This window comes from Paraburkholderia sp. MM5496-R1, assembly GCF_050436205.1.
Lineage (GTDB): Bacteria > Pseudomonadota > Gammaproteobacteria > Burkholderiales > Burkholderiaceae > Paraburkholderia > Paraburkholderia tuberum.
The window spans coordinates 555,189-581,688 of record NZ_JBNDLT010000003.1; the positions used below are offsets into that span (position 1 = coordinate 555,189).

The 26,500-nt window shown below is 63.8% G+C and carries 28 protein-coding genes; 11 read left to right on the forward strand and 17 right to left on the reverse strand.

Going from position 1 to position 26,500, the window contains the following annotated elements:
- Positions 1 to 4: 4 nt before the first annotated feature.
- The 3 genes from OKW38_RS28795 to OKW38_RS28805 are packed head-to-tail and all read right to left on the reverse strand — an operon-like array spanning position 5 to position 2,591.
- Positions 5 to 1,081 carry a lysylphosphatidylglycerol synthase domain-containing protein gene (locus OKW38_RS28795; protein ID WP_429364285.1) on the reverse strand — a complete coding sequence of 359 codons (1,077 nt, stop codon included), beginning with the start codon at positions 1,079 to 1,081 and terminating at the stop codon, positions 5 to 7.
- On the reverse strand, positions 1,078 to 1,893 hold the full coding sequence (locus OKW38_RS28800) for a HalD/BesD family halogenase (RefSeq protein ID WP_429364286.1): 816 nt from the start codon (positions 1,891 to 1,893) through the stop codon (positions 1,078 to 1,080). The genes OKW38_RS28795 and OKW38_RS28800 overlap by 4 nt, the downstream gene beginning before the upstream one ends.
- Positions 1,890 to 2,591 carry a CDP-alcohol phosphatidyltransferase family protein gene (locus OKW38_RS28805; RefSeq protein ID WP_429364288.1) on the reverse strand — a complete coding sequence of 234 codons (702 nt, stop codon included), beginning with the start codon at positions 2,589 to 2,591 and terminating at the stop codon, positions 1,890 to 1,892. The genes OKW38_RS28800 and OKW38_RS28805 overlap by 4 nt, the downstream gene beginning before the upstream one ends.
- A gap of 240 nt (positions 2,592 to 2,831) precedes the next feature.
- Between OKW38_RS28805 and OKW38_RS28810 the strand changes: the two genes are divergently transcribed.
- A complete protein-coding gene (locus OKW38_RS28810; protein ID WP_090807294.1) occupies positions 2,832 to 3,260 on the forward strand; it encodes a hypothetical protein in 429 nt (142 codons plus the stop codon).
- A gap of 176 nt (positions 3,261 to 3,436) precedes the next feature.
- Here the strand turns inward: OKW38_RS28810 and OKW38_RS28815 are convergent, their stop codons facing one another.
- Positions 3,437 to 3,958 carry a hypothetical protein gene (locus tag OKW38_RS28815; RefSeq protein WP_187614217.1) on the reverse strand — a complete coding sequence of 174 codons (522 nt, stop codon included), beginning with the start codon at positions 3,956 to 3,958 and terminating at the stop codon, positions 3,437 to 3,439.
- Positions 3,959 to 4,668: 710 nt separating this feature from the next.
- Here OKW38_RS28815 and OKW38_RS28820 point away from each other — a divergent pair.
- Positions 4,669 to 5,178, forward strand: coding sequence for a hypothetical protein (locus tag OKW38_RS28820; RefSeq protein WP_429364290.1), 510 nt, complete (start codon positions 4,669 to 4,671; stop codon positions 5,176 to 5,178).
- A gap of 149 nt (positions 5,179 to 5,327) precedes the next feature.
- Complete coding sequence (locus OKW38_RS28825; RefSeq protein WP_429364292.1) at positions 5,328 to 5,840, forward strand: metal-dependent hydrolase; 513 nt, start codon at positions 5,328 to 5,330, stop codon at positions 5,838 to 5,840.
- Between the two features lie 52 nt (positions 5,841 to 5,892).
- Here the strand turns inward: OKW38_RS28825 and epsC are convergent, their stop codons facing one another.
- Together epsC and OKW38_RS28835 are read right to left on the reverse strand one after the other, a co-directional pair.
- The gene (epsC, locus tag OKW38_RS28830) at positions 5,893 to 6,819 is read right to left on the reverse strand and encodes a serine O-acetyltransferase EpsC (RefSeq protein ID WP_090807303.1); all 927 of its coding nucleotides are present in this window, start codon (positions 6,817 to 6,819) and stop codon (positions 5,893 to 5,895) included.
- A 147-nt stretch (positions 6,820 to 6,966) separates the two neighbouring features.
- A complete protein-coding gene (locus OKW38_RS28835; protein WP_013092363.1) occupies positions 6,967 to 7,200 on the reverse strand; it encodes a hypothetical protein in 234 nt (77 codons plus the stop codon).
- A gap of 329 nt (positions 7,201 to 7,529) precedes the next feature.
- Here OKW38_RS28835 and OKW38_RS28840 point away from each other — a divergent pair, with 329 nt between their 5' ends.
- On the forward strand, positions 7,530 to 7,982 hold the full coding sequence (locus tag OKW38_RS28840) for a DUF3005 domain-containing protein (RefSeq protein ID WP_187613192.1): 453 nt from the start codon (positions 7,530 to 7,532) through the stop codon (positions 7,980 to 7,982).
- Between the two features lie 143 nt (positions 7,983 to 8,125).
- The gene (locus OKW38_RS28845; protein WP_429364293.1) at positions 8,126 to 8,731 is read left to right on the forward strand and encodes a short chain dehydrogenase; all 606 of its coding nucleotides are present in this window, start codon (positions 8,126 to 8,128) and stop codon (positions 8,729 to 8,731) included.
- Between the two features lie 3 nt (positions 8,732 to 8,734).
- Here OKW38_RS28845 and araD read toward each other — a convergent pair whose 3' ends face one another.
- The 7 genes from araD to OKW38_RS28880 form a co-directional block, all read right to left on the reverse strand.
- Complete coding sequence (araD, locus tag OKW38_RS28850) at positions 8,735 to 10,471, reverse strand: L-arabinonate dehydratase (protein ID WP_090807308.1); 1,737 nt, start codon at positions 10,469 to 10,471, stop codon at positions 8,735 to 8,737.
- A gap of 31 nt (positions 10,472 to 10,502) precedes the next feature.
- Positions 10,503 to 11,444 (reverse strand): ABC transporter permease, encoded by a 942-nt coding sequence (locus tag OKW38_RS28855; protein WP_090807310.1) that lies wholly within the window; start codon positions 11,442 to 11,444, stop codon positions 10,503 to 10,505.
- Positions 11,444 to 12,331 carry an ABC transporter permease gene (locus tag OKW38_RS28860; RefSeq protein ID WP_429333458.1) on the reverse strand — a complete coding sequence of 296 codons (888 nt, stop codon included), beginning with the start codon at positions 12,329 to 12,331 and terminating at the stop codon, positions 11,444 to 11,446. The genes OKW38_RS28855 and OKW38_RS28860 overlap by 1 nt, the downstream gene beginning before the upstream one ends.
- Entirely contained in the window at positions 12,328 to 13,407 is a 1,080-nt protein-coding gene (locus tag OKW38_RS28865; protein ID WP_429364295.1) for an ABC transporter ATP-binding protein, read from the reverse strand. The genes OKW38_RS28860 and OKW38_RS28865 overlap by 4 nt, the downstream gene beginning before the upstream one ends.
- Positions 13,408 to 13,579: 172 nt before the next feature.
- Complete coding sequence (locus OKW38_RS28870) at positions 13,580 to 14,749, reverse strand: extracellular solute-binding protein (protein WP_429364297.1); 1,170 nt, start codon at positions 14,747 to 14,749, stop codon at positions 13,580 to 13,582.
- Positions 14,750 to 14,997: 248 nt separating this feature from the next.
- A complete protein-coding gene (locus OKW38_RS28875) occupies positions 14,998 to 15,942 on the reverse strand; it encodes an SMP-30/gluconolactonase/LRE family protein (RefSeq protein ID WP_429364299.1) in 945 nt (314 codons plus the stop codon).
- Positions 15,939 to 16,946 (reverse strand): dihydrodipicolinate synthase family protein, encoded by a 1,008-nt coding sequence (locus OKW38_RS28880; protein WP_429364300.1) that lies wholly within the window; start codon positions 16,944 to 16,946, stop codon positions 15,939 to 15,941. Before OKW38_RS28880 ends, OKW38_RS28875 begins: the two co-directional genes overlap by 4 nt.
- A 504-nt stretch (positions 16,947 to 17,450) precedes the next feature.
- Between OKW38_RS28880 and OKW38_RS28885 the strand changes: the two genes are divergently transcribed.
- The gene (locus tag OKW38_RS28885; protein ID WP_429364302.1) at positions 17,451 to 18,155 is read left to right on the forward strand and encodes a helix-turn-helix transcriptional regulator; all 705 of its coding nucleotides are present in this window, start codon (positions 17,451 to 17,453) and stop codon (positions 18,153 to 18,155) included.
- On the opposite strand, the gene OKW38_RS28890 is transcribed toward OKW38_RS28885, so the two are convergent.
- Complete coding sequence (locus OKW38_RS28890; RefSeq protein ID WP_013092374.1) at positions 18,139 to 18,456, reverse strand: hypothetical protein; 318 nt, start codon at positions 18,454 to 18,456, stop codon at positions 18,139 to 18,141. The two genes, OKW38_RS28885 and OKW38_RS28890, sit on opposite strands and share 17 nt — an antisense overlap.
- Before the next feature lie 157 nt (positions 18,457 to 18,613).
- Between OKW38_RS28890 and OKW38_RS28895 the strand changes: the two genes are divergently transcribed.
- A complete protein-coding gene (locus OKW38_RS28895) occupies positions 18,614 to 19,207 on the forward strand; it encodes an acyl-homoserine-lactone synthase (RefSeq protein WP_090807325.1) in 594 nt (197 codons plus the stop codon).
- 55 nt (positions 19,208 to 19,262) lie between these two features.
- On the opposite strand, the gene OKW38_RS28900 is transcribed toward OKW38_RS28895, so the two are convergent.
- Complete coding sequence (locus OKW38_RS28900) at positions 19,263 to 19,952, reverse strand: FadR/GntR family transcriptional regulator (protein WP_090807327.1); 690 nt, start codon at positions 19,950 to 19,952, stop codon at positions 19,263 to 19,265.
- A 281-nt stretch (positions 19,953 to 20,233) separates the two neighbouring features.
- Between OKW38_RS28900 and OKW38_RS28905 the strand changes: the two genes are divergently transcribed.
- The 3 genes from OKW38_RS28905 to OKW38_RS28915 all read left to right on the forward strand — a co-directional run bounded on the left by OKW38_RS28905 (position 20,234) and on the right by OKW38_RS28915 (position 23,127).
- Complete coding sequence (locus OKW38_RS28905; RefSeq protein WP_090807329.1) at positions 20,234 to 20,701, forward strand: universal stress protein; 468 nt, start codon at positions 20,234 to 20,236, stop codon at positions 20,699 to 20,701.
- A 221-nt stretch (positions 20,702 to 20,922) separates the two neighbouring features.
- Positions 20,923 to 21,690: a helix-turn-helix domain-containing protein gene (locus OKW38_RS28910; protein WP_176079012.1), complete on the forward strand. Its 768-nt coding sequence runs from the start codon at positions 20,923 to 20,925 to the stop codon at positions 21,688 to 21,690.
- A gap of 114 nt (positions 21,691 to 21,804) precedes the next feature.
- The gene (locus OKW38_RS28915) at positions 21,805 to 23,127 is read left to right on the forward strand and encodes an SUMF1/EgtB/PvdO family nonheme iron enzyme (RefSeq protein WP_429364304.1); all 1,323 of its coding nucleotides are present in this window, start codon (positions 21,805 to 21,807) and stop codon (positions 23,125 to 23,127) included.
- 322 nt (positions 23,128 to 23,449) lie between these two features.
- Here OKW38_RS28915 and OKW38_RS28920 read toward each other — a convergent pair whose 3' ends face one another.
- Entirely contained in the window at positions 23,450 to 24,574 is a 1,125-nt protein-coding gene (locus OKW38_RS28920; protein WP_429364306.1) for an NAD(P)/FAD-dependent oxidoreductase, read from the reverse strand.
- A gap of 528 nt (positions 24,575 to 25,102) precedes the next feature.
- Between OKW38_RS28920 and OKW38_RS28925 the strand changes: the two genes are divergently transcribed.
- A complete protein-coding gene (locus OKW38_RS28925) occupies positions 25,103 to 25,756 on the forward strand; it encodes a TetR/AcrR family transcriptional regulator (RefSeq protein ID WP_429364308.1) in 654 nt (217 codons plus the stop codon).
- 36 nt (positions 25,757 to 25,792) lie between these two features.
- Here the strand turns inward: OKW38_RS28925 and OKW38_RS28930 are convergent, their stop codons facing one another.
- Complete coding sequence (locus OKW38_RS28930) at positions 25,793 to 26,497, reverse strand: carboxymuconolactone decarboxylase family protein (protein ID WP_429364310.1); 705 nt, start codon at positions 26,495 to 26,497, stop codon at positions 25,793 to 25,795.
- Positions 26,498 to 26,500: the final 3 nt, after the last annotated feature.

The following is a 26,500-nucleotide window of genomic DNA, read 5'->3' on the forward strand; positions in this document are numbered from 1 at the left end:
GGGGTCAATCGGCAACCGGCACGCGCCGTGGAGCGCGCCGCCGTTGCCAGCTTCGTTCGCTGAAGTGCAATACAAGCAGGCCCGGCAGGCCCAGCAGGAGTTCACGCGCACGCTTGGCGAGCGACAACGCCAGCGCCGCGTCGGGCGGCAAACCCACCAGCGGCGCGAGCAGCAGATAGCCGCCCTCCTGCACGCCGAGCGAGCCCGGGATCATGAAGGCCGCGCCGCGAATCGCCTGGCCGATGCTTTCCAGCAGCAGCGCGTCGATCCAGCCGACCGGATGACCGAGAAAACGCAGCGCGAGCCATACCTCGGCCGTGCCGACGACCCATCCCACGAGGCTCAGCGCAAAGCTCGCCGCCACGCGGCCGCGCTCGCGGTACAGCGACTGCACGGCGGCATCGACGGCTTCCGCGCGCGTCATCAGCGACGACCAGTCGCGCTTGCCGAACACCTTCGACACCACGCCCAGCAGCCGGCCGAACAGACCGCGCCGCTGGGCGAAGTAGAACGCGGCGATGAGCGCGCCGAGCACGCCGGTCGCAATCAGCGTTGCGGTGCGCAGGTCGTGCAGCGTGCCGTGCGCGGCGTACGCGCCGAACATCGCGAGGCCACCGAGCGCGAACACGATTTGCGCGAGCGCCTGCCAGGTCGTGCTGACGGTGATCGCGGCGGCCGCGTCGCGCAGCAGCATGCCGCGCTGCGACAGTTGACGCACCATCACCACCGGGCCGCCGATCTGCCCAGCGGGCAGCAGGCTATTCACCGACTCGCCGATCCAGCGCGCGGACAGCGCATTGCGCAGCGAGGGTTCGGCTCGTGCAGCGCTCGTCGGGCGGCTGGTTGCACCGCTTGCCGGACCTTCATGCGCACCGTCACGCGAGGCGTGGTCGCGCCTGAACAGCACGGCGATCGCAGCCGCATCGAGCACGAGCGGCACCACGTGGAACGCGGCGACGACCGCGAGGCCCCAGCCGGCTGCGAGCAAGGTCGACGCCACCGAGCCGAAGCCCTGCCAGGCGAGCAGGCCGACGAACAGCGCCGAGCCGATTGACAGCAGAAGCAGGGCCGCCCGACTCACGCGGCGTCCTTGCCGCGCGAGGCCATCTGACGGAACACCTGGCGGAAACCGAAGTACGCGATCGCGTCCTTCATGTTGGAAAGGAAGCGGCGCCACGGCCGCATGTTGGGATCGGTGACGTATTCGAACGTCAGCGACACACGCATCTCGTTCGGCCCGGCCGCCGTGATGCGATGACGCAGCTTGTCGCCATCGAAAAACACGAGGCCGCCCGGCGGAATCTGCACCGAGCCCGGCTGGTCCGGCACCTCCGGATTGCGCGTATGCAGTTCGTAGTCGAGCCGGCACGACGATTCGTCGATCACGCCGAGCAGCAGCGTGTAGCGGCGTCCCTCGTAATACGAAGTATCGTAGTGCCAGCCGATATGGTCGCCGGGGCGCGTGTAGTAGTAGAGCGCGTAGGCGTGCGGATCGTCGGCGGGCGACACCTGCAACTGGTCGCCGCTCAACTGCTCGAGCCAGCCGATCAACTCCTTCGAGCGATACAGCTCGGCGATGAACGGCGCGAGACGGTCGATCGTATGGCGGCTGACACTGCCGCCCTGCTTGTGACCCGGCAGATAGTTGCGGTTCACTTCGTCGAGCAGTGCGCGCGCGCTGTGTACCAGCTGCGCGGTCACTTCCGGCGCGAGGAACTCGTCCAGATACAGAAACGCGTCCTGCGCGGCGAAGTCTTTACGCAGACGCGCGTTGTCGAACGTGCGGGTCCGGCTCGCGACCGCGCGGTCGGCATCGGGCGCGGGCGTGAGCGCCGCGACGGGCGTGCCTGACGACACGGGCGCGATCACGTCGTCTTCGGCGTGCAGATTCATTTGCTAGCCCACTGTCGACGGGATTCAGACGCGCTGGCGGCCTTGGCCGTCGGGCGAGCGCTACGGCGCGCGACGCGCCAGTAGTCGATCACCACCCATACTGCGAACAGCGGCGCGCCGATCGACGCGATCACCACGAACGGCGCGACGACATTCGTCAGCGTGACGATGGGCAGCAGGTACAGCACGTCCTCGGTTTCGAAGCCCCCCATCGACGCCTGCTTCGTGCCGGCCTTGCCGACCATTTCCTCGATCCGCATGCGCAAAAAGAAGATCAGGGCGACCGCGACACCAGCCACCGCGCCGAGCACGCCGGGCGCGAGCTTCAAAGCGTCGATCTGCGCGCCGCCGACACCGATACCCATGCCGACGAACAGCATCACGGTCACGAGCGCATCACAGGCGAGGTCGTAAAAATGACCGATGCGGCTCGACTTGCCGCCCACTCGCGCGAGTTCGCCGTCCGTGTGATCGACGAAATTCGACAGGACGATCAGCAGTGCGCCCGCATTGGCCCACGCGAATCCCCCGTGCGCAAGGCACAGCGCGCCTGCGACGCCGATCAGCAGGCGCAGCGTGGTCAAATGGTTCGGGGTGACCCAGCTGTCGACTAGCGGTGTCACGAGCCGGCGGGCGAGCCGGGCGTCCCACGTACGTGGCGGCGGAACGTTGATTGGAGGTCGGGGTTGCGAAGTCATAAGGCGGAAATATATACGGGATTCTGAAAGCTTGCTGTTATGCCATACGTTTCTCTGCAATTTGCAGATGCCGTTCGTGTGTCCGTCACAAAGCGGAATTCACCGAATCGCTGTAAAGTGCGAATCCAGTTGTGCCAGTCACGCGGAATCTGTTCGATGTGCAGCACCGCTCGTGCCCCCCGGGGGATGGCGCAGTGGTTGCTAATCCACGACATCGACTGTTGACGCCCGCCTACGCTCATGAACCGTCTCCTTGTCCCTCTGCTGTTTGCCGCCGCCGCGCTGCCCCTTTCCTCGTTCGCCGTGGAGCTCGACACGCCACTGACATGCAATGAGAGCGGCCACCAGTTCATTGCCGATCTGATGCAGCAGCAGCTGATCAAACCGAAGCCAAGTCACGTCGAAAGCAACTCGATCAACGCGTTCTCGCCGATGCCCGATGCGCATCTGACCGCGTTCGGTTTCCGCGTATTCGCGGTGGTGGGCTTCGAAAAGGACGACCCGATGTTCCGGGTCGGCGACGGCGAACCGGTCGCCCAGTCCGCGTATGGCGCGGTCGTGTTCGGCAGCGACGACAATGTTAAAAGCGCGCTTGAAAACGCCGGCAGCACGGCGATCGTGCATCACGTCGCGCCGCTCATCACCGCGATTTTCTGCAAGCGCAGCTAGGGTTTGGCGAGACGTCGTATTCGACCGTTTCGCCACGATCGTCGATATCTTCGACCACGAGCCAGTTCGAGTGGCCAGTGAAATAGCAGCGCCGCTCTGCCAACTGCGCCATGATCGCCGGCAGTGTCAGCGACCAGCGGATCCGATCACGACGCAACTGCGCCTACAACCGCCACTTACCCCGGCCGACGAAACTCGTTTGCCACCCACGCCGCGGCGCTCGCCTTGCTGAGCTTGAACGTCGGCGCAACCTGCACTTGCGCGATCTGCTCGCCGAAAATATCGAGCGCGCTCAACAGTGCGTACGGCTCGTCTTCGTCGGGGACGATGTCGAGCGTGATGTCGAGTTCGCCGTTGCCGTCCGCGTTCGGCACGCGCACTGTCTTGTGCAGTTGCGCGCGCAGCTGCTGCTCGTGACGACGCAGCACTTCCGCCGCGGTTTTCACGAGCGTGTTGAACGCCGATACGTCGAGCGGCTTCGGATCCTTCTTGTTGCGGCCCATCGTCCAAGGTCCGACGAGCGCAGGCTCCGCCTCGCCGTCCTTGATCATTTCGACGGCCCAGCCTTCGTCGTCTTCGTTCTTGATGATGCGCGCGGTCCAGCCGTTGTCGCGCCACAGACGTTCTTCATGCACGCTGTCGTCCGGTCCGAGGAACTCGGCATTCGTGTCGGTCGAGGGAAAGGGCGTGTCGGTCATCACAGGTTCACTCACTTCGCGGGGCGCACAAACAGATTTCGAACCCGCGATTCTACCTGCCCAGCCGCTTGGCCCTGCTCGCTCTGACGAACGGACAAGGCGCGTTCGGAACGGCGCAGCCGCTCAACACGCGAAAAGTTATATTCACCTACGCGACGATTTATAAATCCGCTTTAAATTTCAGATAAAAAAACGCGGCCCGAAAGCCGCGTGTAAAAATGAAAAAGACACCCTTTGGTCGAAGGGGTCTATCAAAATTATAAGTGGCATCCCCCCTCGATTTAAGGCTTTCTTCGAAAGACTGCATTGCGCAAAACCGTGGGAATCAGCGCAAACGGCCTCGTCCGCTTTGCCCTTCTGCTCGCCGCGAGGCTCCCGCCATTCATCGTAAAAATAATTTCCTTTTGCGGACCTGCACTTACGCGATTAATTCACATAATCCCCGATTCGGAAATAAACGTTGTAAGGCGCGCAATTAAATATCCGCATAGCGACAATTACAATTTGCTGCGAATCGACAGTCAACGGGGCGCAAGCAGCAACTTTCGCTCGAATGCCGATTCGGCGCGAACGTCGCGGCGATCAATACGCTGGCGCCGTCGTCGACCGGCAACCAGGTCGCCGCGGCAGTCGGTCTGCGGCATCGCTTCTGACGGCGGTTTGCCGTCAGACCAATAAACGCATGGCCGCGCTAGTGACGACGTCGACACATGCTCGGTATACTGCCCCGGCCGCCGTGCGACGCCGCGAAACCGCGCCGCCTGCACGGCAGCTTCGTCGCGAAGCATCGCGCTGTACGTCAGCGCATCGCGCTTCGCCCGCGCCTCACCTTCCCATGCATGACCGGGAATGCCGACGATCGGATCATGAAAAGACTTCTCATGCTTGCCCCAGCTGTCGCCCTCACCGCCACCCTCGCCGCTTGCGGTTCATCGGGCGGCTCCGCGCGCGATGCGTCCGCACCGCTCGTGTACGTGTCGTCGTCACGCACGCCTGCGTCCATCGCCGCCTGCCTCGAAGAACGTCTGCCGCGCGTGCGCACCTCGCACGCCGGCGCGGCGACCGAACTTGCGGTCGGTGCCGATTCGCACAACTCGTACTTCGTCACGCTGACCCCGCTCAACGGCAACACGGTCATCAAGGTCGTGCATCCGGCCAATGCCCCCGACGATCCGCCCGAGGAGGAAATGCGCTTCGATATCGCGCGCTGCGCGACCTGAGCGGCGCGGCGCGCTTGAACGCCGTGCGCGTCATGCACGGAAGGCCGGTGCGCGAATTTTTATCTCGCGCATCGGCTATTTTTTTACGCGCCCATCTGCGAACATAGCCGCCCTTTGTTTTTCGCGCGGCACGTGTGCCGCGAGTTTCGATGGCATCCAGCAAAGCGCATCATGCGACCGGTTTCGCAGCCGGCATCATCGCGGCGGCGATCGTCGCGCGCAGCGGCGGCGGTCCGTTTCATGCTGGCGTGCTGCTGAGCTTCATCGCCGGCGTGGCCGGCAGCACCGCGCCGGACTGGCTCGAAGTCGCATGGTGGTCGCGCGCGCGGCGGCTGTGGATCACGCATCGCACGTTGACGCATTGGGGCATCGGCTGGCTCGCGCTGCTCGCGGTGTCGTATCACACGCTCGGACATTCGATCTTCGCGGCGCCCGCGTTCGGCTTCGCGTGCGGCGGCCTGATGCATCTGCTCGCCGACTGGCCGAATCCGCTCGGCGTGCCGTGGATCGCCCGGCGACATTCGTTGAATCTATGGAATAGCGGGCACTGCGATCTGATCGTCGTCGCGGCATCCTGGGCGGCCGCGTGGTTTATCGGCGAGCATGTGTGGCTGCATGGCATGCATGCGTTGCCGTGGTTGCGCCATTGGCCGATCGGCTAGGCGCAGCGCGATGCTATCGGCCCGGCGTGCGGGCGCGGCGGCTAGCCGTGCATCATTGCCGTCCGTTGTCGGTGCGCTCTCCTTCGCGGACCTTGCCTTGCGATACGCTGCTGCCCGGTGGCACGCTATGCGTGAGCCACACGTTGCCGCCGATCACCGACCCGCGCCCGATCGTCACGCGTCCGAGAATCGTCGCGCCCGCGTAGATCACGACATCGTCCTCGACGATCGGATGCCGGGCATTGCCCTTGATCAGCGTGCCGTCCTCATCGGCCGCGAAGCTCTTCGCGCCGAGCGTGACCGCCTGGTACACGCGCACGCGCTCGCCGATGATCGCTGTCTCGCCGATCACCACGCCGGTGCCGTGATCGATGAAGAAGCTCGGCCCGATCGTCGCGCCCGGGTGAATGTCGATGCCGGTCGCCGAGTGCGCGATCTCGTTGATGAAGCGCGCCAGCAGCGGCACGCCGAGCCGATGCAGCGCATGCGCGAGCCGATGATGCGTCATCGCCCACACGCCCGGATAGCACAGCAGGATTTCGGTGATGTGCTGCGCGGCAGGGTCGCCGGTGTACGCAGCCTGGATGTCGCTGACGAGCAGCGCGCGTATGCCCGCCAGTTGCGTCGCGAACTCGCGCGCCACCGCGAACGCGCGCTCCCGCAACTCGGCGTCCGGCGTCTCGCCGAACTCGGGCAGGAAGCGCAGCGCGCGGCGAATCTGTTCGGCGAGCAGCCGCAATGTGCTTTCGAGCGTGTGGCCGACGTAGTAGTCGACCGTTTCGTCGGTTAGATCGGGCGCGCCGTAATGCGTCGGGAACATCGCGGCGCGCAGACCGGCCACGATATTGACCACCGCTTCGCGCGATGGCAATTCGCGAATGCCGAGCGGATGCCGCGTGCGATGCAATTGCTCGCGCGAGGCGCGCAGGTCGGCGACGATCTGTTCAAGGCCCCAGTTATGGGAAGGCTCGTTGGGCATAAGGGACGGCGCCGTGCGGCGTGCACGGTTCGAAGTGGTTATCGAGCAGAGATTACCGCGTTTTAACGGTGCCCGCCCGGCAGCGCGCAGGTCGGCTCGGATTCATTGCGTCGACGTGCGCTGGCACGCACGCATCGTTCCCTGACTTCAGATAGTCAGACTGCTCGCGTCGATCCAGCGCACTGCCCAATCGCGCGCGTGCGCGATGGCAGCGGCTTCGTCGGAGAAGCGCAGTTCCGTGGGAAAGAAACGGTTAGCGACCAGTTCGCCGTCGCTCGAGCGCGAGATCACCACATACGGTTGCCAGGAGCCGTCGCCCGAGCGCGCCGGTTCGCAATTCAAAAGATAGCCGCGATGTGTGAATGCAGCATCGAAGTGCATGAGTCACCCGCCCCTGAAGCCCCGTAACATTTTCTCAGTCGCGCGGCCATTTGTTTGTTAGTTTTTCCCACCATGCCGGAGCAGCCGGAGCATGCCGTCAATTTTATCCGCGCGTCGGTCGCAGGAGTAAGATCATACCCTGTAGAAAATACGCGTCCATTGAAAAAAACGAAATGAATCGCGGACGTCATCGCCGTTTAATCGCGAGGTAACGCCACTCGCATCGAAGGATGGCGGACAACGCATCGCGACTCCCGCGCACCGCGGCGCCGTGTCAGTCGGAACGGCTTTTGCTCTTTCTTCGAATGTTTGCTTCAGGAGAATGCACGATGAACAGCGCGATCAGCAAACCCGAAAACGCCGGTACGAAACCGGACCCGAAGGACCCACGAAGCACGGACCTGCACAACGACCGCACGCACGACAGCACGGTCGACACCGACGGCAAGAACCGCGAAGCAGCCCGTCTGGCGGGCCACGGCGCGATCTCGCCCGACGCGGTCACGACCAGCAATGCGACGCTCGACAACAGCGTGCCCGAGTCGCTCGATGGCATGGCCGGCTTCGACAGCAGGGTCGGCGGCAACCACCTGCTGCTCGCGCTCGAGCCGGGCTACTCGGTGATCGACAAGGGCATGGCCGAGCCGCTCGACGTCTACTCGGCCGACCATCAGTACGACGACCCGCGTCCGGTCGGACAGCGCCGCGATCGTGGCCGCATTCACTATGCGCTCAATCATTTGCGGCCTGCGCGCGTAATCGAATTACACCGGGTGAAATAGGCGCGCGCGTATCATCCCTTTATACGCGCGCGTTTGAATTACCGGGTTTATTCCGATTTATCAGGCAATCACGCAGCACGCACTGTTTTATTCTGGTGCGTGCTTTGCTTGGTTTAACGTGGGTTCGTTTAACGGAGTTGCGGATGAAAAGAATCGTCGTCATCGGTGCGACGGGCACGCTGGGCCAGGCGATCCGCGCGGAGCTGAAGGCGCGTCACGAAGTGATCGAGGTGGGCGCGACGCGCGGGCAATATCACGTCGATAGCACGGACCCGGCGAACGTCGAGCGGCTGTTTCGCGACATCGGCAAGGTGGACGGCGTCGTCACCGCGACCGGTCAGGTGCATTTCGGTCCGCTGGAGCAGATGAGCATCGAGCAGTTCTGGGTCGGGCTGCGCGACAAGCTGATGGGCCAGATCAACGTCGTATTCGCGGCGCTGCCGTATGTGAACGACGGCGGATCGTTCACGCTGACGAGCGGCATTCTGGGCGACGAGCCGATCCCGCAGGGATCGAGCGCGACGACCGTCAATCTCGCGCTCGAGGGCTTCGTGCGCGGCGCAGCGATCGAACTGCCGCGCGGGCTGCGCATCAACGTGGTGAGTCCGACCGTGCTGACCGAGTCGATGGAAGCTTACGCGCCGTTCTTTCGCGGCTTCGAGTCCGTCAGCGCGCAACGCGCGGCGCTTGCTTATCTGCGCAGTGTGGAAGGGGCGCAGACGGGGCGCGTGTATCGCGTGGGGTATTGAACCTCAGTGAATCTCCGGCTCGCCCGAGCTGTCGGGACTCACGCCGCCGCGCTGCAGGAAGTCGAAATCGCAGCCTTGATCCGCCTGCATCACGTGCGCCTGATGCAGGGCGCCATAGCCGCGCTCGAAGCGCGCAGCGGGTTTGACCCACGCGGCCTTGCGGCGCGCGAGTTCTTCGTCCGATACCAGCAGATTCAGCCTGCGGCGCGGCACATCGAGCTCGATCAGATCGCCGCTTCGCACCAACGCCAGCGGCCCACCGACGAATGCCTCGGGCGCCGCGTGCAGCACGCACGCGCCATAGCTCGTGCCGCTCATCCGCGCGTCAGAGATGCGCACCATGTCGCGCACGCCTTTTTGCAGCAGCTTGCGCGGAATCGGCAGTTGACCCCATTCGGGCATGCCCGCGCCGACCGGCCCCGCGTGCTGCAGCACGAGCACGCAGCTTTCGTCGATGTCGAGCGCGTCGTCGTCGATGCGCGCGGCCATGTCGTCGTAGTCGCTGAACACGACCGCACGGCCCGTATGCACGAGCAGATGCGGCTCGGCCGCACCCGGCTTGATCACGGCGCCGTCGGGCGCGAGATTGCCGCGCAGTACCGCGAGGCTGCTGTCGCGCAGTAGCGGATTCGTGCGGCGGCGGATCACGTCGTCGTTGAAAATGCGCGCGCCGGCAAGGTTCTCGCCGAGCGTGCGGCCGTTCACGGTTTTCTGCGAGCCGTCGATCAGTTCGCCCAGTTCCGCGAGCAGCCCGCGCAAACCGCCCGCGTAGAAAAAGTCCTCCATCAGATAGGCGCCGGTCGGTCTGATGTTCGCGAGCACGGGCGTGCGGCGCGCGATCTCGTCGAAGCGGTCGAGCGTCAACTCGATGCCCGCGCGCCGTGCAAGCGCGATCATATGCACAACCGAATTGGTCGACCCGGACAGCGCGACACAAGTCGTCACCGCGTTATCGACCGATGCCGCCGTGATCAGGTCCGACGGCTTCAGATCCTCCCACACCATCTCGACGATACGCATGCCGGTTTGCGCGGCCATCTGCGCATGCCGCGAATCGGGCGCGGGAATCGACGCGAAGCCGGGCAGCGTGAAGCCCAGCGCTTCGGCCGCGCTCGTCATCGTCGATGCGGTGCCCATCGTCATGCAGTGACCGGGCGAGCGCGCGATGCCACCCTCGACGCCCTGCCAGTCGTCCGGCGTCAGCGTGCCCGCGCGCAGTTCGGCCCAGTAGCGCCATGAATCGGAACCCGAGCCGAGCGTCACGCCGTTCCAGTTGCCGCGCAGCATCGGGCCGGCAGGCAGAAAGATGGCGGGCAGATCCATCGAGATCGCGCCCATCAACAAAGCGGGCGTGGTCTTGTCGCAGCCGCCCATCAACACGACGCCGTCGGCGGGATACGAGCGCAGCATCTCCTCGGCTTCCATCGCGAGGAAATTGCGGTACAGCATCGTGGTGGGCTTCTGGAACGGCTCGGACAGCGTCTGCACAGGCAGCTCGATCGGAAAGCCGCCGGCCTGCCAGATGCCGCGTTTCACTTCCTCGACGCGCTGCTTGAAATGCGTGTGGCACGGATTGATCTCGCTCCACGTGTTCAGAATCGCGATGACCGGCTTGCCCGCGTATTCGTCGCGGTTGTAGCCCATCTGCGCGGTGCGCGAGCGGTGGCCGAACGAACGCAGATCGTTCGCGCCGTACCAGCGATGACTACGCAATTCCTCGGGGGTCTTTCTCTTCGTCAACGTCTACTCCACGATTGGCGCCGACCATGCGTCAGCGCCTCTGTTCTTTCACGCGGGACACGATCTGCGTCGGGCTCACGAATTGTAGTGCGATCAGCACCCAGACCAACGTGATCGCCATATAGATCATCGCCATCGCATCGATCGATTGCGGCGCGCGCACGCCGGTCGAAAACACAGCGTAGTACAACGCGACCACCAGCGTTTGCGTGGCCGGACCGGCCGTAAAAAACGTCAGCTCGAACATGCCGATCGTGCGCACCAGCACGAGCAGCCCCGCCGCCAGCATGCCCGGCACGAGCAGCGGCAGCAGCACGTAACGGAAATAGCGGAACGTGTTCGCGCCGAAAATGCGCGCGGCCGCTTCGAGATTCGGATCGATCTGCTCGATGAACGGCGTCATCACGAGAATCACGAACGGCAGCGCCGGTACGAGATTCGCAAGAATTACGCCCCATAGCGTGCCGGCGAGTCCGACCTTGTACATCGCGGTCGCCATCGGAATGCCGTAGGTGAAGGGCGGCACCATCAACGGCAGCAGAAAGATCAGCATCGCAAGGCGCTTGCCGCGGAATTGCACGCGCGCGAGCGCATACGCAGCCGGCACGCCGAGCAGCACCGACAGCAGCACGACCGCGCCGACCACCTGCACGGTCACCCACAGCACGCTCGCGAGCTGGAAGTCGCTCCACGCCTGCGCATACCAGTGCAACGTGAAGCCTTGCGGCAACGCGGTGCCGAACCAGCGCGTCGCGATCGAATTCACCGCGACGGTCGCAATCAGCAGCACGACGTTGATCAGGAAGAACGCCATCACGGCCCATACCAGCACCTGCCAGATGCGGCCCGGCAGATTCGCGCGCTGACGCGCACGTTGCGCTGGCTCGCGGGCGCCGTCGCCCGGCTGAGGCGCCGCGCAAGCGGAGGTGGACGCGGACCAGTCGGGCTGCGTCGCGCGGCGATCGGTCGTCATCAGCCTTTGCCTCCCGTTACGGGACCACGATAGAACCAGCGGCGCGCGCCGAGCAGCGCGGCGACCACCAGCAGTTGCACGAACCCCATCACCATCGCGATCGCCGATGCGAGCGAATAGTCGTAGCTCTCGAACGCGGCTTCGGCCGCGGCAATCGACATCACGCGCGTCGGACCCGCGGGCGCGCCGAGCAGCACCGCCGACGGAAACACCGAGAACGCCTGCACGAACGACAGACACGCGGCCATCGTGAGCCCCGGCACGAGCAGCGGCAGATAGATGCGGCGAAACTGCTGCCACGGACTCGCGCCGAGCGTCGCGGCCGCGCTTGCGAGCGTCGGGTCGATGCCGGTCACGTACGACAGCGTCAGCAGAAACGCGAACGGAAAGCCCGACACGATCAGCGACAGCAACACGCCCGTGAAGTTGTGCGTGAGCCGCACCTCTTGGGTGTACAGATGCAGCGCCTGCAACGCCTGAGGCAGCCAGCCGTGCGGACCGAAGTACGTGAGCATGCCGTCGGCGATCAGCACGGTGCCGAGCGTCACCGGGATCACCAACAGCGTCGTGACGATCTTCTGATACCGCGAGTAGCGGCGCAGCGCGAACGCGACTGGCACCGACACGCCGACGTTGATCAGCGTGGCCGGCACCGACAGCTTCAGCGTAACGAAAATCGTCGGCCACATCGACGTGTCGGTGAAGAACGTCAGATAGTTGGCCCACACGCCGCCGCCGTTCATCGGCCGGAACGACAGCGCGAGACCATACGCGAACGGATAGATGAACAGCGCGACGATAAAGAACAGCGCGGGCGCGACGAGCCAGGCCTTGGCATCGCGCGGCGCGCGGGACGTAAGCGGGGGGACAAGCGTCGGCGTGTTCATGCGGCCTCGGCGTCGTAGACGAGCACGCACGACGGCCGCGCGCGCAGCGTGATGCGCTCGCCCTCCGCGCATTCACCGGTCACGCGCGCCCACACGTCGCCGAACGCGGTCTTCACGCGCAGCAGCGAATCGTGGCCGCCATACTCGACCGCGTCGATCCGCGCCTCGAACGCGTTGTCGGCGCCGGGCTCGGCGCGCTCCATGTCTTCGGGGCGCAGCGCGACACTCACGCGTTTGCCGTCGAAGCCGGCCATCGGCGTGCCGATGAGCCGCACGCCGTTGGCACTGACCACGACGCCATCGCCTTGCATGCCCTCCAGCGTGAACTCGGCGACATTGCGATAACCCATGAAGCGCGCGACATGCAGATTGCGCGGCCGCGTATAGACCTCCTTCGGCGTCGCGACCTGCTGCACGAGGCCCTCCCTCATCACGACGATGCGATCGGCCATCGACAGCGCTTCGTCCTGATCATGCGTCACGTACAGCGTCGCACGTTCGAGCTGCGTATGGATGCGGCGAATTTCCGCGCGCATTTCGATGCGCAGCTTCGTATCGAGATTCGACAGCGGCTCGTCCATCAGGATCAGCGGCGGCTCGATCACGATCGCACGCGCGATCGCGACACGCTGCTGCTGGCCACCGGACAATTGGCCGGGCAGCTTGTGCTCATGACCGGTCAGTTGCACCAGTTTCAAGGCCTCGCGTGCACGGCGCGCGATCTCGCTTCTGCCGACGCCGCGCATTTTCAGCCCGAAGCCGACGTTCTCCAGCACGCTCATATGCGGGAACAGCGCGTAGTTCTGGAACACCATGCCGAAGCCGCGCTTTTCCGGCGGCAGCACGTCGATGCGCCGCTCGTCGAGCCAGATGCCGCCGCCGGTGAGCGGCTGCAACCCGGCGATGCAGTTCAGCGCCGTCGATTTGCCACAACCCGACGGCCCCAGCAGCGCGATGAACTCGCCGCGCCGGATCGTCAGATCGAGACCCTGCAGCGCGGCGATCGCGTGGCCTTGCGGGTTCGTGAAACTGCGGCTCACTGAATCGAGCCGCAACTGCTCAAAGTGATGCTTCATGGCGGTTCCCTGCTCCGCGTGAGGCGACGGATGTCGCGAGTGCCGCGCTTGCGGTGGGCGCGGCGCATCAGGCACTCAAGCCGAGACGCGCGTGATCGCTGAAAACACGCAGCGCGGCGGAACCTCACGCCGCGCTGCGTTTTGCCCCGTTTCCCGTCGCATTGGTGAAGGCCTATTGGGTCTTCTGCGCGCCGATCTCGCTATCCCACTTCTTGAAGGCGGCGACCATCGCCGCTGCGTTCAGCGGCAACGCATGCGGATGATCGGCCAACATCTTCGCGTATTCGGGGCGGCCATACTTTTTCAGCACCTCCTGGCTGTGCGCGGGCGCCTGCTCGACGGTGACGCCCTTGATCGCCGGACCCGGATAGAAGTAGCCGTCGTCATAGGTCAGCGCCTGCTGCGCGGGCTCCAGCATAAAGTTCATCATCTTGTACAGCACGTCGAGCTTTTCCTTCGGCACGCCCTTCGGAATCACCATGTAGTGCGCATCGTTGACCCACGTCATGTTGTCAAACGGCTGTACGCGGAAGTCGGCCGGCACGATGCCGAGCGCGCGCGGATTGATGTCCCAGCCGGTCACGGTCACGGTCATGTCGCGCGTGCCTTCGCCCAGTTCCTTCATCACCGCCGAGGTACCGCCCGGATAGTACGGTATGCAGTCGTTCAACTGCTTCAGGAACGCCCACGTCTTGTCCCAGCCGTGCACCGGGTCCTGCGGGTCCTTGTCGCCGAGCACGTAGGGCAAGCCCATCAGGAACGTGCGGCCAGGACCGGAATTGGCCGGCCGCGCGTAGATCAGCTTGTCGGGGTGGGCCTTGCACCATTGCAGCAGTTGGTCGGGTGTCTTCGGCGGATCGCTGACCTTGGCCGGGTTGTATTCGAGCAGCGGACCAGCCGGCATATACGCGACCTCGAGCCCGTAGCCTTGCGCGAGATCCTGCATCTTGCGCGGGCCCGGCGCGTACTTGTCGAGCACGCCGGGGAACTGCGCCGCGTTGTCGGGCAGCAGCTTGATCCACAGGTTCTGCTCGATGCCGGCCGCGAGCGCGTCGGTGCCGGTCAAAACGAGGTCGATATCGGAGCGGCCCGCGGCCTGCATCGCCTTGATCTTGCCGGGCAATTGCGGCGCGGGCGCGTTCGTGAACGTGATGTTCGCGACGAGATTCGGATTCTTCGCCTTGAACGCCTCGAAGCCCTTCTGCGTGAGTTGAAGATCGCCGGCCACGTCGACGATATTGATCGTGACCGGATCGGCCGCGTGCGCGGCAAGGGTGAACGCCGCGCTCGCGGCGATACAGACGGATACCAGCTTGAACGACAACCTGTGCGAAACAGTCATTGCGTCTCCTCGCTTCTTGGTATGGAAGCCCGCTGGTCGATGCGTTGCGGGCGGTGTCTTTCTACCAAGGGAACATAGCGAAGCGCAACAGCCGATGTCAAGCAAATAGTCGAGAGTGTGAGTCGGACGAGAAAATGGCTCGTTTTACCTGAAATCCTTGTCGTTCAATGCCCGGCACCGCGGGTTAAGGGCAAACCCGAGCCCTCGCCGCGATAGCAATACATGTTGTCTGGTTAGCGGACAACCGCTCAACCTCCGCGCACGCCCTGCGTATTGACGAACAGCGAATACAACCCGTGGCTCGCCGCCATGAACAGACGGTTGCGATGCCGTCCGCCGAAGCAAACGTTCGCGCAACGCTCTGGCAACGCGATGTGGCCGAGCGGCTCGCCTTGCGGGCTGAACACGCGCACGCCGTCGAGCTCGTCGGTGCCCATGCCCCACCCGCACCACAAGTTGCCATGCGTGTCGACACGAAAACCGTCCGGGGTGCCCGGACCCGCGTCGATCAGCACGCGGTTGTTCGACAGCGTCGTGCCTTTGCCATTGGCCTCGACATCGAATACGCGGATCTTGCGCGGCTCGCCGCGCGATTGGACCACGTACAGCAGCGATTCGTCCGGCGAGAACGCGAGACCGTTCGGGGCGGGCACGTCGTCGACGACCATCGACACCTCGCCCGACTGGCCGTCGATCCGATACACGCACGCCTTCAGCTCGGACTGCTGCTGCTCGCCCTCGTAGAAACCTTCGATGCCGAAGGTCGGGTCGGTAAACCAGATCGAGCCGTCCGATTTGACGACCACGTCGTTCGGCGAATTGAAGCGCTTGCCTTGATAGCGATCGGCGAGCACGGTAATCGAGCCGTCGTACTCGGTGCGCGTCACACGCCGCGTCAGGTGCTCGCAACTGACGAGACGCCCTTCGCGATCGCGCGTATGGCCGTTCGCATTGTTCGACGATTGACGGAACGTGCTGACCGCGCCCGTCGTTTCGTCCCAGCGCAGGATGCGGTCGTTCGGAATGTCGCTCCACAGCAGATAGCGGCCATCGCCGAACCACACCGGCCCCTCCGACCAGCGCGTGCCCTGATACAGGCATTCGACCGACGCCGACGCGATGATCAACGACTTGAAGCGCGGATCGAACACACGGATGGAGGGATCGGGATAGCGTCGGCTGTGATCGGTCATGGGGTTGTCTGCGTGTCGGAGCGGTTCGATTGGGTGGGCGCGAACTCGCGCTCGAGAGCGAGCAGCGTGCGCGCGGTCTGCGCGATCTTCGCATGATGCTCGCGCGGTGTCGAACTGAGCAGCGGCTGCAGCGGCCCCATGTCGGCGAGGCCCGTGAACGTGATTGCATCGTGCAGCACGCGGATCAGCGAGATGTCGTTGCGCAGCGTTTCGAGCGGCATGAACGCATCGTACAGACGTTGGGCGGTGTCGTGATCGGCGCTACCGGCGCTACCGGCGCTACCGGCGCTATCGGCGCTCCGGCCGCTTTGCACCGCGCGCAGCAGCGCCATCACCATGCTCGGCGCGATACAGCCGCTTCCGGTCGTCCACGCTGCGAGTCCGAACTCGCGCAGATGCACGAGCGCCGGCCGCTCGCCCATGCCCGATACGATCTTCGCGGCCGGCACGCGTTGCAGCAGCCGGCGCAGATACGGATCGTCAGCGGGGTTGTCGCGCGGGATCGCGTACTTGACCGCGCTCAGCGTCCCACGCTCGACGAGCCGCGCGAGCGTATCGACAGCGACGTAGTTTTCGCTCTTGATATACAGCGTGAGCGGCATGCCGGCCGTGTCGGCGATCCGCGTGAGGCCCGTCTCGACGCCCTCGGACGTCGTGAAGCCGCCGAGCGGCAGCACCATCGCCGTGCGGTAACGCGTCTGCGCGAGGATGCGCGCCTGATCGAGCATCTTGCCGTAGTCGGGACCCAGCGCCGGAATCACCCGTGTCCCGGGACCCGCGGCCTCGGCGAGCAGGTCCAGCAGCTCGCGGTATTCGCTGACCGCGACGTGATAAAGGTTCGCATTGCCGCCATACAGTAGCGTGCGTACACCGCCCGCTTCGATATGGCGGATCAGCGCGAGATTCTGGGCAGGGTCGAGCGTGTAGTCGGCCCGGCGCGCGAGCGGCGGCACGGCCATGACCGACGCGGCGAACTCGCCGTCGCTAAGCGGTGATTCGTTCATGATGGTTGACGCGGAAACGCGCTAGGCGGAGGTTTCACGGTAGCATCGGCATCACAATGTTGTCAAACAACCTGCGCGTGACGATCGCCCAGCATGCCGTCGCGGCGAATTGCGCGGGAGCCGATCACGAAATTTCCGCGAGCAATAACCCGCTTTCCGAGATAATCGAGTAAACACGATTTAGTTTAAAGCGCGACGAAATAATGCTGTCAACGAAACATATTAAAATCTGTCGCCGGATGCCGATTAGCCGCGCCGCGCACCCGAGAAGCCCGGCCGGGTTAAAGATTTATTTCAATCAGGATAATAATAGGCGACGCCGGCGTTGCTATCACGTGGCGGCTATCGTTTACCCCGCGGCGCACCGGCGCATTACGTTCGAGTTTTTAGTGATAGATTATGCGGACCAAAAGAGCGGACCGAAGTTTGTCTGCCAATAACCGCGGACGGGATGTTTGCGAGCCTGAGAGAGCCAAAAAATTGCCGCTACACTTTATCGAGCAGATGGCACCGCTACTGGACGCCGCCGACGAGGCGGAATGGTTCGGCGTGATTACGGGCTTTGCCGAAACGTGGGGCTTCGACAAGATTCTGGTCGCGATGCTGCCGCGGCCAACCATGCGTCTCGAGGACGCTTACCTGCGCAGCACTTACGCACCGGCATGGCGCCAGACGTACGACGAGCAAGGCATGGTGCATATCGATCCGACGGTCGCACACTGCCTGTCACGCTCATCGCCGCTGGTCTGGACGCCCGAGATTTTCGCCAGCCCGGCGCAGCAATCCCTGTATGAGGAAGCTCGCTCGTACGGCCTGAGCGCGGGCGTGACGCTGCCAATTCATGGGCCGAATCAGGAAGCCGGCATGATGTGCTTCGTCAATGACGACAAGCCGTCAGACGGGTTCAGGCGCCATGTGAACGCCGCGTTGCCGAACCTCGTGCTGTTGCGCGACCTGGTGATCGACACCAGCAAACAGCATCTGAATTCACATGCGCAGACCTTGATGCCGAAGCTCACGCCGCGCGAGCGAGAATGTCTGAAATGGACCGCACGCGGCAAATCCACGTGGGAGATATCTCACATCCTGAGTTGCTCGGAAGCGGTGGTGAACTTCCATATGAAAAACATCAGGGGGAAATTCGGCGTGAATTCGCGGCGTGCGGCAGCCGTGATCGCGGCGCAGCTTGGGCTTATTGACCCGGGTTGAGCAGCGCGGCCGCGTCGCGGCTGTACATCACACGCTCGGCGCGACCCAGATCGGCGTCCGACACGGTCTTCATGAAGTACAGACCCAGCAGGATCGAAACCGGCGCCGGGATCTCCGCGCCCGACTCGAAGCGGCTGCCGCGCGATTGCGTGACGCCAAAGCGAGCCCAGAAACGGCGCTGGCTCTCTTTTTTCTTCTTCCGATAGGCAATGATCAGAACGCGATCCACTGCCGAAGAGACCTCCGAAGGACGCGCCTGGAGGTGGGTTTGCGGTTGCCAGTGATTGTCGAGGAGTTCCATTTTGGACCCTTGTAGGTTGGGGGCGGAGACGTGTCTGAATTCTGATATACCCGATAAGCATCCACACCTATCCAGGTAGGTAGGTGGCGCAAAGATTCAGAATGCATAAGTTTTCCTGCGTATCTGGCAGCCCCCCCAACGCGTACAGGAGAACGTCATGCAAACCACGATCCGAATTGGACTCCGGCAGGAATTCGACAACGAACTGATCAACGAGATGTACCGCTTGCGCGCCCGGGTCTTTCACGGCCGGCTCGGCTGGGAAATTCCGACCATCGCGGGAATGGAGATAGACGGCTACGACGCGCTCGGGCCGTACTACATGCTGATTCAGGGCGAAGACGAACGGCTGCGCGGCTGTTGGCGCCTGATGCCGACCGAAGGTCCGAACATGCTGAAAGACACCTTCCCGCAGCTACTGCATGGCGCGGCCGCGCCGGTCGGGCGACATATCTGGGAACTGAGCCGCTGGGCGATCGAAACCGGCGGTGAGGAACAGTCGTTTGGTTTCACGGATATGACAATCCGCGCAATTCAGGAAGTGATGCGCTTCGCGCAGCGCATGGGCATTACGCATTACGTCACGGTGACCACCACGCCGATTGAGCGCATGCTGCGCCGTGCCGGCCTCGACATCAGCCGGCTCGGGCCGCCGCTGCAGATTGGCATCGAGCGGGCCGTCGCGCTCGACGTCGCGGTGAGCGCGAAAACGCTGACCTCGCTGTTCGGGCCGGTCGCCGTCGCTGCTTGAGCCGCGCCGAAGCGCGGCCTGACAAAAGTCGCGACGCCTTCACCCGCGCGCGGACTCAGGAACCGAACATCCGTTCCAGCGCGTTCTCGAGATGCGCGCGCATTGCGGCCCCCGCGCCCGCCGCGTCCTTGCGGCGGATTGCGTCGAGCACCGCCATGTGTTCGGCCTGCACCAGCCGCTGCCGCTCCACCGTCTTGACGAGCGACAGATTGCGCGACAGGTTCATGCTGAACAGGATCTGCTCCTCGATGAACGACATCACCGTGATGAAAAACGGATTCTTCGACGCGCGCGCGACCGCCTGATGAAACAGGAAGTCATCCTTCGCGCCGATCCCCTGCGCCTCGATGATGCGCTCGAGCTCGTCCCACGCGTGCTGGATCGCGGCGATGTCGTCGGCGTCGGCCTTCAGCGCTGCCTGCGCGGCCGCGCCCGCCTCGGTCACGATGCGAAACTCATAGCAGCGGCGGATATCGGACAGCGTTTCGAGCGGCGCGAAGCGGCGTACGTCCGGATCGGGGCGCCGCGCGACGGTCGTGCCAGAGCCGTGCCGCGTCGAGATGATGCCGTCGGCCCGCAATCGCGCGAGCGCTTCGCGCACGGTCGGCCGGGACGTGGCGAAACGTTCCGCCAGCGCGTGCTCGGTCGGCAATCGCTCGCCTTCCTTGTACTCGCCTTCGAGGATGCGGTTGAGAATGTCGCCGTAGATCTGGTCGGGTAAGCCCTTGGTTTTTCGATCGTTCATCAGCGGACTGGCCAGCTTGTCTGAATATGGCTTGATTGTAAGGCCAACCCTGTTTCGGCTTCAGCAAAGTTTTACGGGTTGTAAGCATGCCAGGCTGCTTCGCGCACGCCGCCGGGTCCGCCATTTTGTCCGCGCCGCGCCGGAATATTTGGCAAATGTTTGATTTACATCCTGGTCCGGTGCATCTTTTCGGGCAATCATCTAAGCTTCATTGGTATAAAAGATCAATAAACCTGCCGCGGTTAGCAATGTGGCAGACGCATTTTTGACGCGGAGCCGATATGTACACACGCATCCTTGTAGCGGTCGACGGCAGCAATACCTCGCGCCGTGCGTTCGAAGCGGCGCTCGATCTCGCCAAATCGAATGGCGCGGTGTTGCGGCCATTTTATGTCGTCGAAAACACCCCGATGTACTTCGAGGCGCCCGGCTACGACCCGTCGATCCTGCGCAACCGCCTGATCGAGGAAGGCCAGGAGCTGCGTGCCGAGTTTTCGAAAGTGATGGCCGAGCAAGGTGTGAAGGGCGACCCGGCGGTCTCCGAGGCTTCGTCGCTCGGCGATGTCGCCGAGATCGTGCTGCAGGCCGCCGCCGAATTCAACGCCGACCTGCTCGTGATGGGCACGCACGGCCGGCGTGGCTTTCAGCGGCTGATTCTCGGCAGCGTCGCTGAACGCTGCGTGCGCCAGGCCACTCTTCCGGTTCTGCTGGTACCGTCCGCCGCGGGCACCGACAAGGAACCCGCCTGACTCTTTCATCAGGCGCAGGGCGGCACGCCACGCCCTGCCTTGCCGGAATCGAGCCACGCTACGCGTCGACGGGCGACGTCGATATAGGCCGCGGCGACTCACCTTCTCACCTTCGTCAGAGCACCGCCGTTGCTCGGACTGCCGAGCAGCGAACGCGTCACTTTGCCGCCAGTTGCGGGTCATAGCGGGTGGGACAATTTCACCACTACCAATAATCGAACATGCTGAATCCTACTGCTGTGACCCGTTCCTCGACCCGCTCCGCCGGCAACCGCGAGGCCGTGGCGGCACGCGCAGCCGCACGTACCGCCGCGCGCTGCTCCAGCTGTTCGATGCGTGAGATCTGCATGCCGCAGGGGCTGTCGGCGGAGGAACTGCCGAAGCTCGAAACGCTGATCTGTTCGGCGCGCTCGGTGCCGCGCGGCGAAGCGCTGTATCGCAGCGGCGACCGCTTCGACAATATCTACGCGGTGCGCTCCGGCTCGATGAAGACCGTGATGGTCCACCGCGACGGCCGCGAGCAGGTCACCGGGCTGCGTCTGGCCGGCGAGCCGCTCGGGCTCGACGGCATCAGCGCGGACCTCCATGCGTGCAGCGCCGTCGCGCTGGAAGACAGCACGGTGTGCATCGTTCCCTATAGCGCGCTGAAGCTGCTGTGTCGCGAAATCAGTTCGATCCAGGAGCGCATGCACAAGCTACTGGGCGCGCAGATCGTCAGCGAAGCCGCGCAGATGATGGTGCTCGGCTCGCTGTCCGCCGACGAACGCGTCGCCGCCTTCCTGCTGGACATGTCACAGCGCAATGCGCAGCGCGGCTACTCGTGGTCGGAATTCAATCTGCGAATGACGCGCGAGGACATGGGCAGCTACCTCGGCATGACGCTCGAAACGGTCAGCCGTACCCTGTCAAGATTTCAAAAACGCGGCCTGATCGACACGCGGGGCAAGCACATTCACATCGTCGATCTCCAAGGCTTGCGGCAGATCTAGCGGCCAGAGTGGCCTGGACGGTCGCGCTGTTAGTCTTGGCACGCCGCCTGCGAGCGGGTAGAGTTTTCAGACCGTCCCCCCACGGCAACCGTGTTGCATGGAGACCCGGCCCCAATGAATCGCGACCCTGTCCCGCATCATCCGCTCGTGCAGCGCCTGCTCGACGCGCGTCAAGTCACCGACGACCTGTTTGCGATCGTCAAACCCGACTACCTCTATGAACGGCCGATCCGCGAGCGTCACCGCGTCGTGTTCTACATCGGCCATCTCGAAGCGTTCGATCGCAATCTGCTCGACCAGCGTCTGTTCGATCTGCCGGCTTTCGCGCCGGAACTCGACCAGTTGTTCGCCTTCGGCATCGATCCGGTAGACGGCGGCTTTCCCACCGATCAACCCGGCGATTGGCCGTCGCTCGCCGCCGTGCGCGAGTACGCGACGCGCGCGCGCCGGCAGATCGACACCGCGCTCCACGAACTCGGCAGCCCGGCGCACGACGAGGCGGCCGTGCAGCTGCTGAACGTCGCGATCGAGCATCGGTTGATGCATGCGGAAACGCTCGCGTACATGCTCCATCAGTTGCCTCTCGCGCAGAAGAACACCGCGTTGCGCGAGCCGGTGGAGACGAGCGATGAGCAGCGCGACGCGTTGTCGTCGATGGTTAGCGTGCCGGCCGGCACGGCCGTGCTCGGCATGCCGCGCGAGGCCGGCCGCTTCGGCTGGGATAATGAGTTCGGCGAAATGAGCGTGGACGTGCCCGGGTTCGAGATCGATCGATACATGGTCACGAACGGTGCGTTCCTCGAGTTCATCGAAGACGGCGGTTATCGCGAGCCGAAGTGGTGGTCGCCGAAGGACTGGGCATGGAAGGAAGCGGAGCGCATCGAGCATCCCGCTGGCTGGTCGCAACGCACGGCGCAAGACGGTCGCCCCGCATGGACGCTGCGCACGATGTTCGACGACGTGCCCTTGCCGCTCGACTGGCCCGTCTACGTGAGCCACGCCGAAGCGAGCGCCTACGCGCGCTGGGCCGGCAAAACCCTGCCGACCGAGGCGCAATGGCAACGCGCGGCGCACGGTGCGCCGCAAGCGGCATCGGGGAACTTCGATTTCCGCAGTTGGGATCCACGGCCCGTCGACGCGCATCCGGACAACGTCAGCACGTTCGGCGCGGAAGGTCAGTTCGGCAACGGCTGGGAATGGACCTCGACGCTTTTCGAAGCGCTGCCGGGCTTCGAAGCGTTTCCGTTCTATCCCGGCTATTCGGCCAACTTCTTCGATGGGCAGCACTACGTGCTGAAGGGCGGCTCGGCGCGTACCGCGCTGTGCATGCTGCGGCCGGAATTTCGCAACTGGTTTCAGCCGCATTATCAGTATGTGTATGCGGGGTTTCGGTGTGTGCGGGTGAGCATGGCGAGAGCTTTGAATGCGAATTTCTAACTCATGACATTGGCGCCTTGCTGGCGGATTAGCATGCCACGCGCTGCATAGTGTCATTATCGTCACGGTGACGACTATGTCACTACGTGGATTCCCTAAAAGCGGCCGAGCGCGTCAGAGGTTGCTGCGCCGGCTGCTGACGAAGTGTTGCTGGCCACGGCATCCGGACGGCGGGCTTGCGTACAGGCGGCGCAAGCCTGCCTTGCCGCCATGCCCGGCGGACTTCGCAACGATGCGGCGTCAAGTGTTACCAGTCCCGGAACCAGCTCCGCGCACTTCCCGCCGCAGACCGCTGGTAGCGACGGTGGCCCGCCGGCCGTCCTTAGCCCTGGACAAGCCCGAGCGCCTTGCGAAATTTCGGAACAAGCATGTGCGCCGATTTCGCCATCCTGTTGACCCACGGCGTCGTCACCAAGCCAAGCACCGGCAGATGCGCGACGCCCTCGCGACTACCGAGAGTCACCACCATGGTCGGGACGTTGGTCTTCGGACGATAGACCTTCAGCGGTCCGGCTCTGCCCGACAGTACCGCACGGATATTAGATTCGGCGACGATGACTTGCCCGTGGATATGCCAAGCCATCTTGTTCTCCGCCAGATCGGTGATGTCGCCCAGTGCGAAGACGCGATCCTCGTCAGCCACGCGCAGGTGGCCGTCGACGCGGATGCGCCCCATTGAATCGAGCAGATGCCCGAACTGAGAGCGCATGAAGTCGGTGTTGGGCCGCCCGCCGATGCACGAGATCAGGAGGTCATAACGGATCGACCGTCCACGGTTCGTCAGCGCCTCCCCGGCGGGTGCGAAAGTCTCGTGTAACGGCGCAGCGCCATCGGCAAGGCGCTCATCAGTCACGATCGTCACCCCGCGCGCCGCGAGAACTCCTCGGGCATGCTCGGACAGTCGCAAAGACGTTCCGCCAAGGATTCGTGCACCTGCCTCGATGACCGTGACGCGCTTTTGCGGGAAGGCTTCGCTGATCTCGCCTGCCACTTCGATTCCGATGGGGCCGCCGCCGACGATAAGGATCCTGTCCGCGGCCAGCAACCTCGCATGAAAGCGACGATAGAACGCTTTGCGCTCGTCCATCGTCTCGCCCTCCGATCGCATCAGCGAACTGGAGAAACGACTGCCCGTCGCAAGCACGGAAACATCGGCGCGCACCAGGCTCCTCAGGCCGTCCGCGTCGGCAATCCTGCCCCCGTTCGCGGTCCATTCGACAAGCCGCGCCCGGACGCGCGTGACGTTTGGCAACGCGACGGCGAACGGGATCATCGCGGGTTCGGCAAATTCAGGATCGACGAGGCTTCGCGGCACCGACATCGGTACTTCGAAGTAGTCGAGCGGATCGATCAGCGTGACATTGAAGTCTTTGCTCAGGCGCCGCGCGAGCAATGCACCGCCGATTCCGCCGCCATAGATCGCAATGGTCTTGCATGAGCCTGCCATAGGAAATCCTTCTGAGAGTCAATTAGCCTTCAATGCAAACGCGCGCTCGATGGCGTCGCTCGATGGCGGCTGAACTAACCGTTGCAGGTGGGAAGACAAGGAGCTCACAGGATGGGAGCAGGCTTGCTTCCTCCGCAGCGCACTGTTCGACCGACATGGCGAACAGTGCGCGCGCATATAATAACATATATGTCATAATGACAATACCGACACTCATACCTGTTCGACAATGCATCCGGAACGCTGCTACTCCAGTGCCGTCGCCTCCGGTTGGGCGCCTGGCGGTTGAAAAAAACACGCCTCGCGCTGGTCCGAGCCCGACGTATGAATGACGTCAACGGCACGTCATGCGGCCCGTGCCATCGTGGCGGGGTTGGCGTGGTTTTCGCGCGTGTCCGAGTGATTTTGTAGTCATCATGACAGGATCGTCGTTTGATCGAGTACGGACAGCGTACAATCGTGTGAATGAAAACTCATGACCATCGCCCACGCGTCGCAGCAGAGCGCCGAGAGCGCATGCGGGCGCGCTTGCTGAAGAGCGCACTTCGTCTCGTGGCGGAGAAAGGCCCCGCATCGACGTCGATCGATGATGTGATCTCTGCCGCGGAAGTCTCCCGGGGAACGTTCTACAAATACTTTGCCTCTCCGGAAGCGCTGATCCGGGAACTGGCCGGGACGGTCGCAAACGAGCTGATTGCTTTCGCCGAGCCGGTCGTCCTGCAATCCGAAGACCCGGCTGAACGAATCGCCTGCGGCATTCGTCTGGTGTCGCGACTCGCTCTGCACTACCCGGTCGTTGCCAGCTTCCTCGTGCGCGTGAGCTGGCCCGATGCGCAAGGACCGGGGCTTCTGCTCGATTTCGCGCGACGGGACCTGGCCAACGGGATACGAACAAACCGCTTCAGGCCAATGCCGCTTGCGCTGGCGCTCAACGTTGTCGCCGGCGCCGTCCTCGGCGCAACGCATTCAATGTTGCAGCCGGGCTGCGATCCGGATTTCGCCGAACAAAGTGCAGCGGCAGCCCTTCGCGCGCTCGGCCTGCCGGGCAAAACTGCCGATCGGCTAGCGACACGAGCGCTCCCGACGCTCGCGAGTTTCCCAACGGGCCTGATGTCAGAGGTGCTCAACCAACCGGCCACTGCGAAGGAGAACACCGTCAGGAGGCGCGGCGTGACAGCCTGAAGCCACTGACGGGGTGTCAGCGCTGCCGCCCCGCGTTCATTGGGCTCGCGCCGATCGCGCGCTTTGGGCTCGGTCATCGTTCACGGGGCCGCCAATACCGGCGGCGAGGACGCGCTTGCCAAGCGATTCTTCCACCTGGATCCCCAGTGAATTGAGCACAGACGCCAACATCTCGTAGTGGCCGATCAACATGCAGAGTTCAATCAGCTTCTTGTCGTCGTACTGCTCGGCAAGTTGCCTCCACGTCGCATCGGCAATGACCCGGTCATGATGGATTTCATCCGCCGCTCTGAGCACGGCCGCGTGGTGTGCGCTCCATGCGGGCGAATCACGGCCTTCGGCGACCCTCGCGATGTCGGTCGGGCTCAAGCCGGCGCCCAGCCCGATGCTGACATGCTGAAACCACTCGTATTTGCTTCGGCAGTTCCACGCAACGCGCAAGATGGCCAGTTCACAGTCAATGCGGCTCAGCGTCCCGTAAGGCATCAGCGTCGAGGCGAACTTCCGCCAGGGACGGATGAGCCGCCGGTGCCGCATCAACGTCAAGAAGAGATTGGGTGCATTGACGCGTGCGCGTTTTCCCAAGATCCTCAACATCACGCGCGGAATCAACGGGAGTTGGTCCCGGCGCAGTGGGCTCAACCGAGGTGCGCGCAGGCTTCTCCACCCAAGGGGCGGCTCCAATGCTTTCTTTCCCGCAGAAGTCATGGCTAGAAATGCCTCCAAAAGGTCTTCGTTCATATC

Bases quoted from the DNA above. Each gene is read 5' to 3' on its own strand.
- OKW38_RS28905 (WP_090807329.1), top strand. From the start codon at position 20,234: ATGTACACACGCATCCTTGTAGCGGTCGACGGCAGCAATACCTCGCGC.
- epsC (WP_090807303.1), bottom strand. From the start codon at position 6,819: ATGCCCAACGAGCCTTCCCATAACTGGGGCCTTGAACAGATCGTCGCC.
- OKW38_RS28915 (WP_429364304.1), top strand. From the start codon at position 21,805: ATGAATCGCGACCCTGTCCCGCATCATCCGCTCGTGCAGCGCCTGCTC.
- OKW38_RS28870 (WP_429364297.1), bottom strand. From the start codon at position 14,749: ATGACTGTTTCGCACAGGTTGTCGTTCAAGCTGGTATCCGTCTGTATC.
- OKW38_RS28845 (WP_429364293.1), top strand. From the start codon at position 8,126: ATGAAAAGAATCGTCGTCATCGGTGCGACGGGCACGCTGGGCCAGGCG.
- OKW38_RS28900 (WP_090807327.1), bottom strand. From the start codon at position 19,952: ATGAACGATCGAAAAACCAAGGGCTTACCCGACCAGATCTACGGCGAC.
- OKW38_RS28835 (WP_013092363.1), bottom strand. From the start codon at position 7,200: ATGCACTTCGATGCTGCATTCACACATCGCGGCTATCTTTTGAATTGC.
- OKW38_RS28895 (WP_090807325.1), top strand. From the start codon at position 18,614: ATGCAAACCACGATCCGAATTGGACTCCGGCAGGAATTCGACAACGAA.
- OKW38_RS28880 (WP_429364300.1), bottom strand. From the start codon at position 16,946: ATGAACGAATCACCGCTTAGCGACGGCGAGTTCGCCGCGTCGGTCATG.
- OKW38_RS28840 (WP_187613192.1), top strand. From the start codon at position 7,530: ATGAACAGCGCGATCAGCAAACCCGAAAACGCCGGTACGAAACCGGAC.
- OKW38_RS28930 (WP_429364310.1), bottom strand. From the start codon at position 26,497: ATGAACGAAGACCTTTTGGAGGCATTTCTAGCCATGACTTCTGCGGGA.
- OKW38_RS28820 (WP_429364290.1), top strand. From the start codon at position 4,669: ATGCTCGGTATACTGCCCCGGCCGCCGTGCGACGCCGCGAAACCGCGC.
- OKW38_RS28855 (WP_090807310.1), bottom strand. From the start codon at position 11,444: ATGACGACCGATCGCCGCGCGACGCAGCCCGACTGGTCCGCGTCCACC.
- OKW38_RS28865 (WP_429364295.1), bottom strand. From the start codon at position 13,407: ATGAAGCATCACTTTGAGCAGTTGCGGCTCGATTCAGTGAGCCGCAGT.
- OKW38_RS28815 (WP_187614217.1), bottom strand. From the start codon at position 3,958: ATGACCGACACGCCCTTTCCCTCGACCGACACGAATGCCGAGTTCCTC.
- OKW38_RS28920 (WP_429364306.1), bottom strand. From the start codon at position 24,574: ATGGCAGGCTCATGCAAGACCATTGCGATCTATGGCGGCGGAATCGGC.
- OKW38_RS28875 (WP_429364299.1), bottom strand. From the start codon at position 15,942: ATGACCGATCACAGCCGACGCTATCCCGATCCCTCCATCCGTGTGTTC.
- OKW38_RS28885 (WP_429364302.1), top strand. From the start codon at position 17,451: ATGGCACCGCTACTGGACGCCGCCGACGAGGCGGAATGGTTCGGCGTG.
- OKW38_RS28890 (WP_013092374.1), bottom strand. From the start codon at position 18,456: ATGGAACTCCTCGACAATCACTGGCAACCGCAAACCCACCTCCAGGCG.
- OKW38_RS28805 (WP_429364288.1), bottom strand. From the start codon at position 2,591: ATGACTTCGCAACCCCGACCTCCAATCAACGTTCCGCCGCCACGTACG.
- OKW38_RS28860 (WP_429333458.1), bottom strand. From the start codon at position 12,331: ATGAACACGCCGACGCTTGTCCCCCCGCTTACGTCCCGCGCGCCGCGC.
- OKW38_RS28825 (WP_429364292.1), top strand. From the start codon at position 5,328: ATGGCATCCAGCAAAGCGCATCATGCGACCGGTTTCGCAGCCGGCATC.
- OKW38_RS28810 (WP_090807294.1), top strand. From the start codon at position 2,832: ATGAACCGTCTCCTTGTCCCTCTGCTGTTTGCCGCCGCCGCGCTGCCC.
- OKW38_RS28800 (WP_429364286.1), bottom strand. From the start codon at position 1,893: ATGAATCTGCACGCCGAAGACGACGTGATCGCGCCCGTGTCGTCAGGC.
- OKW38_RS28910 (WP_176079012.1), top strand. From the start codon at position 20,923: ATGCTGAATCCTACTGCTGTGACCCGTTCCTCGACCCGCTCCGCCGGC.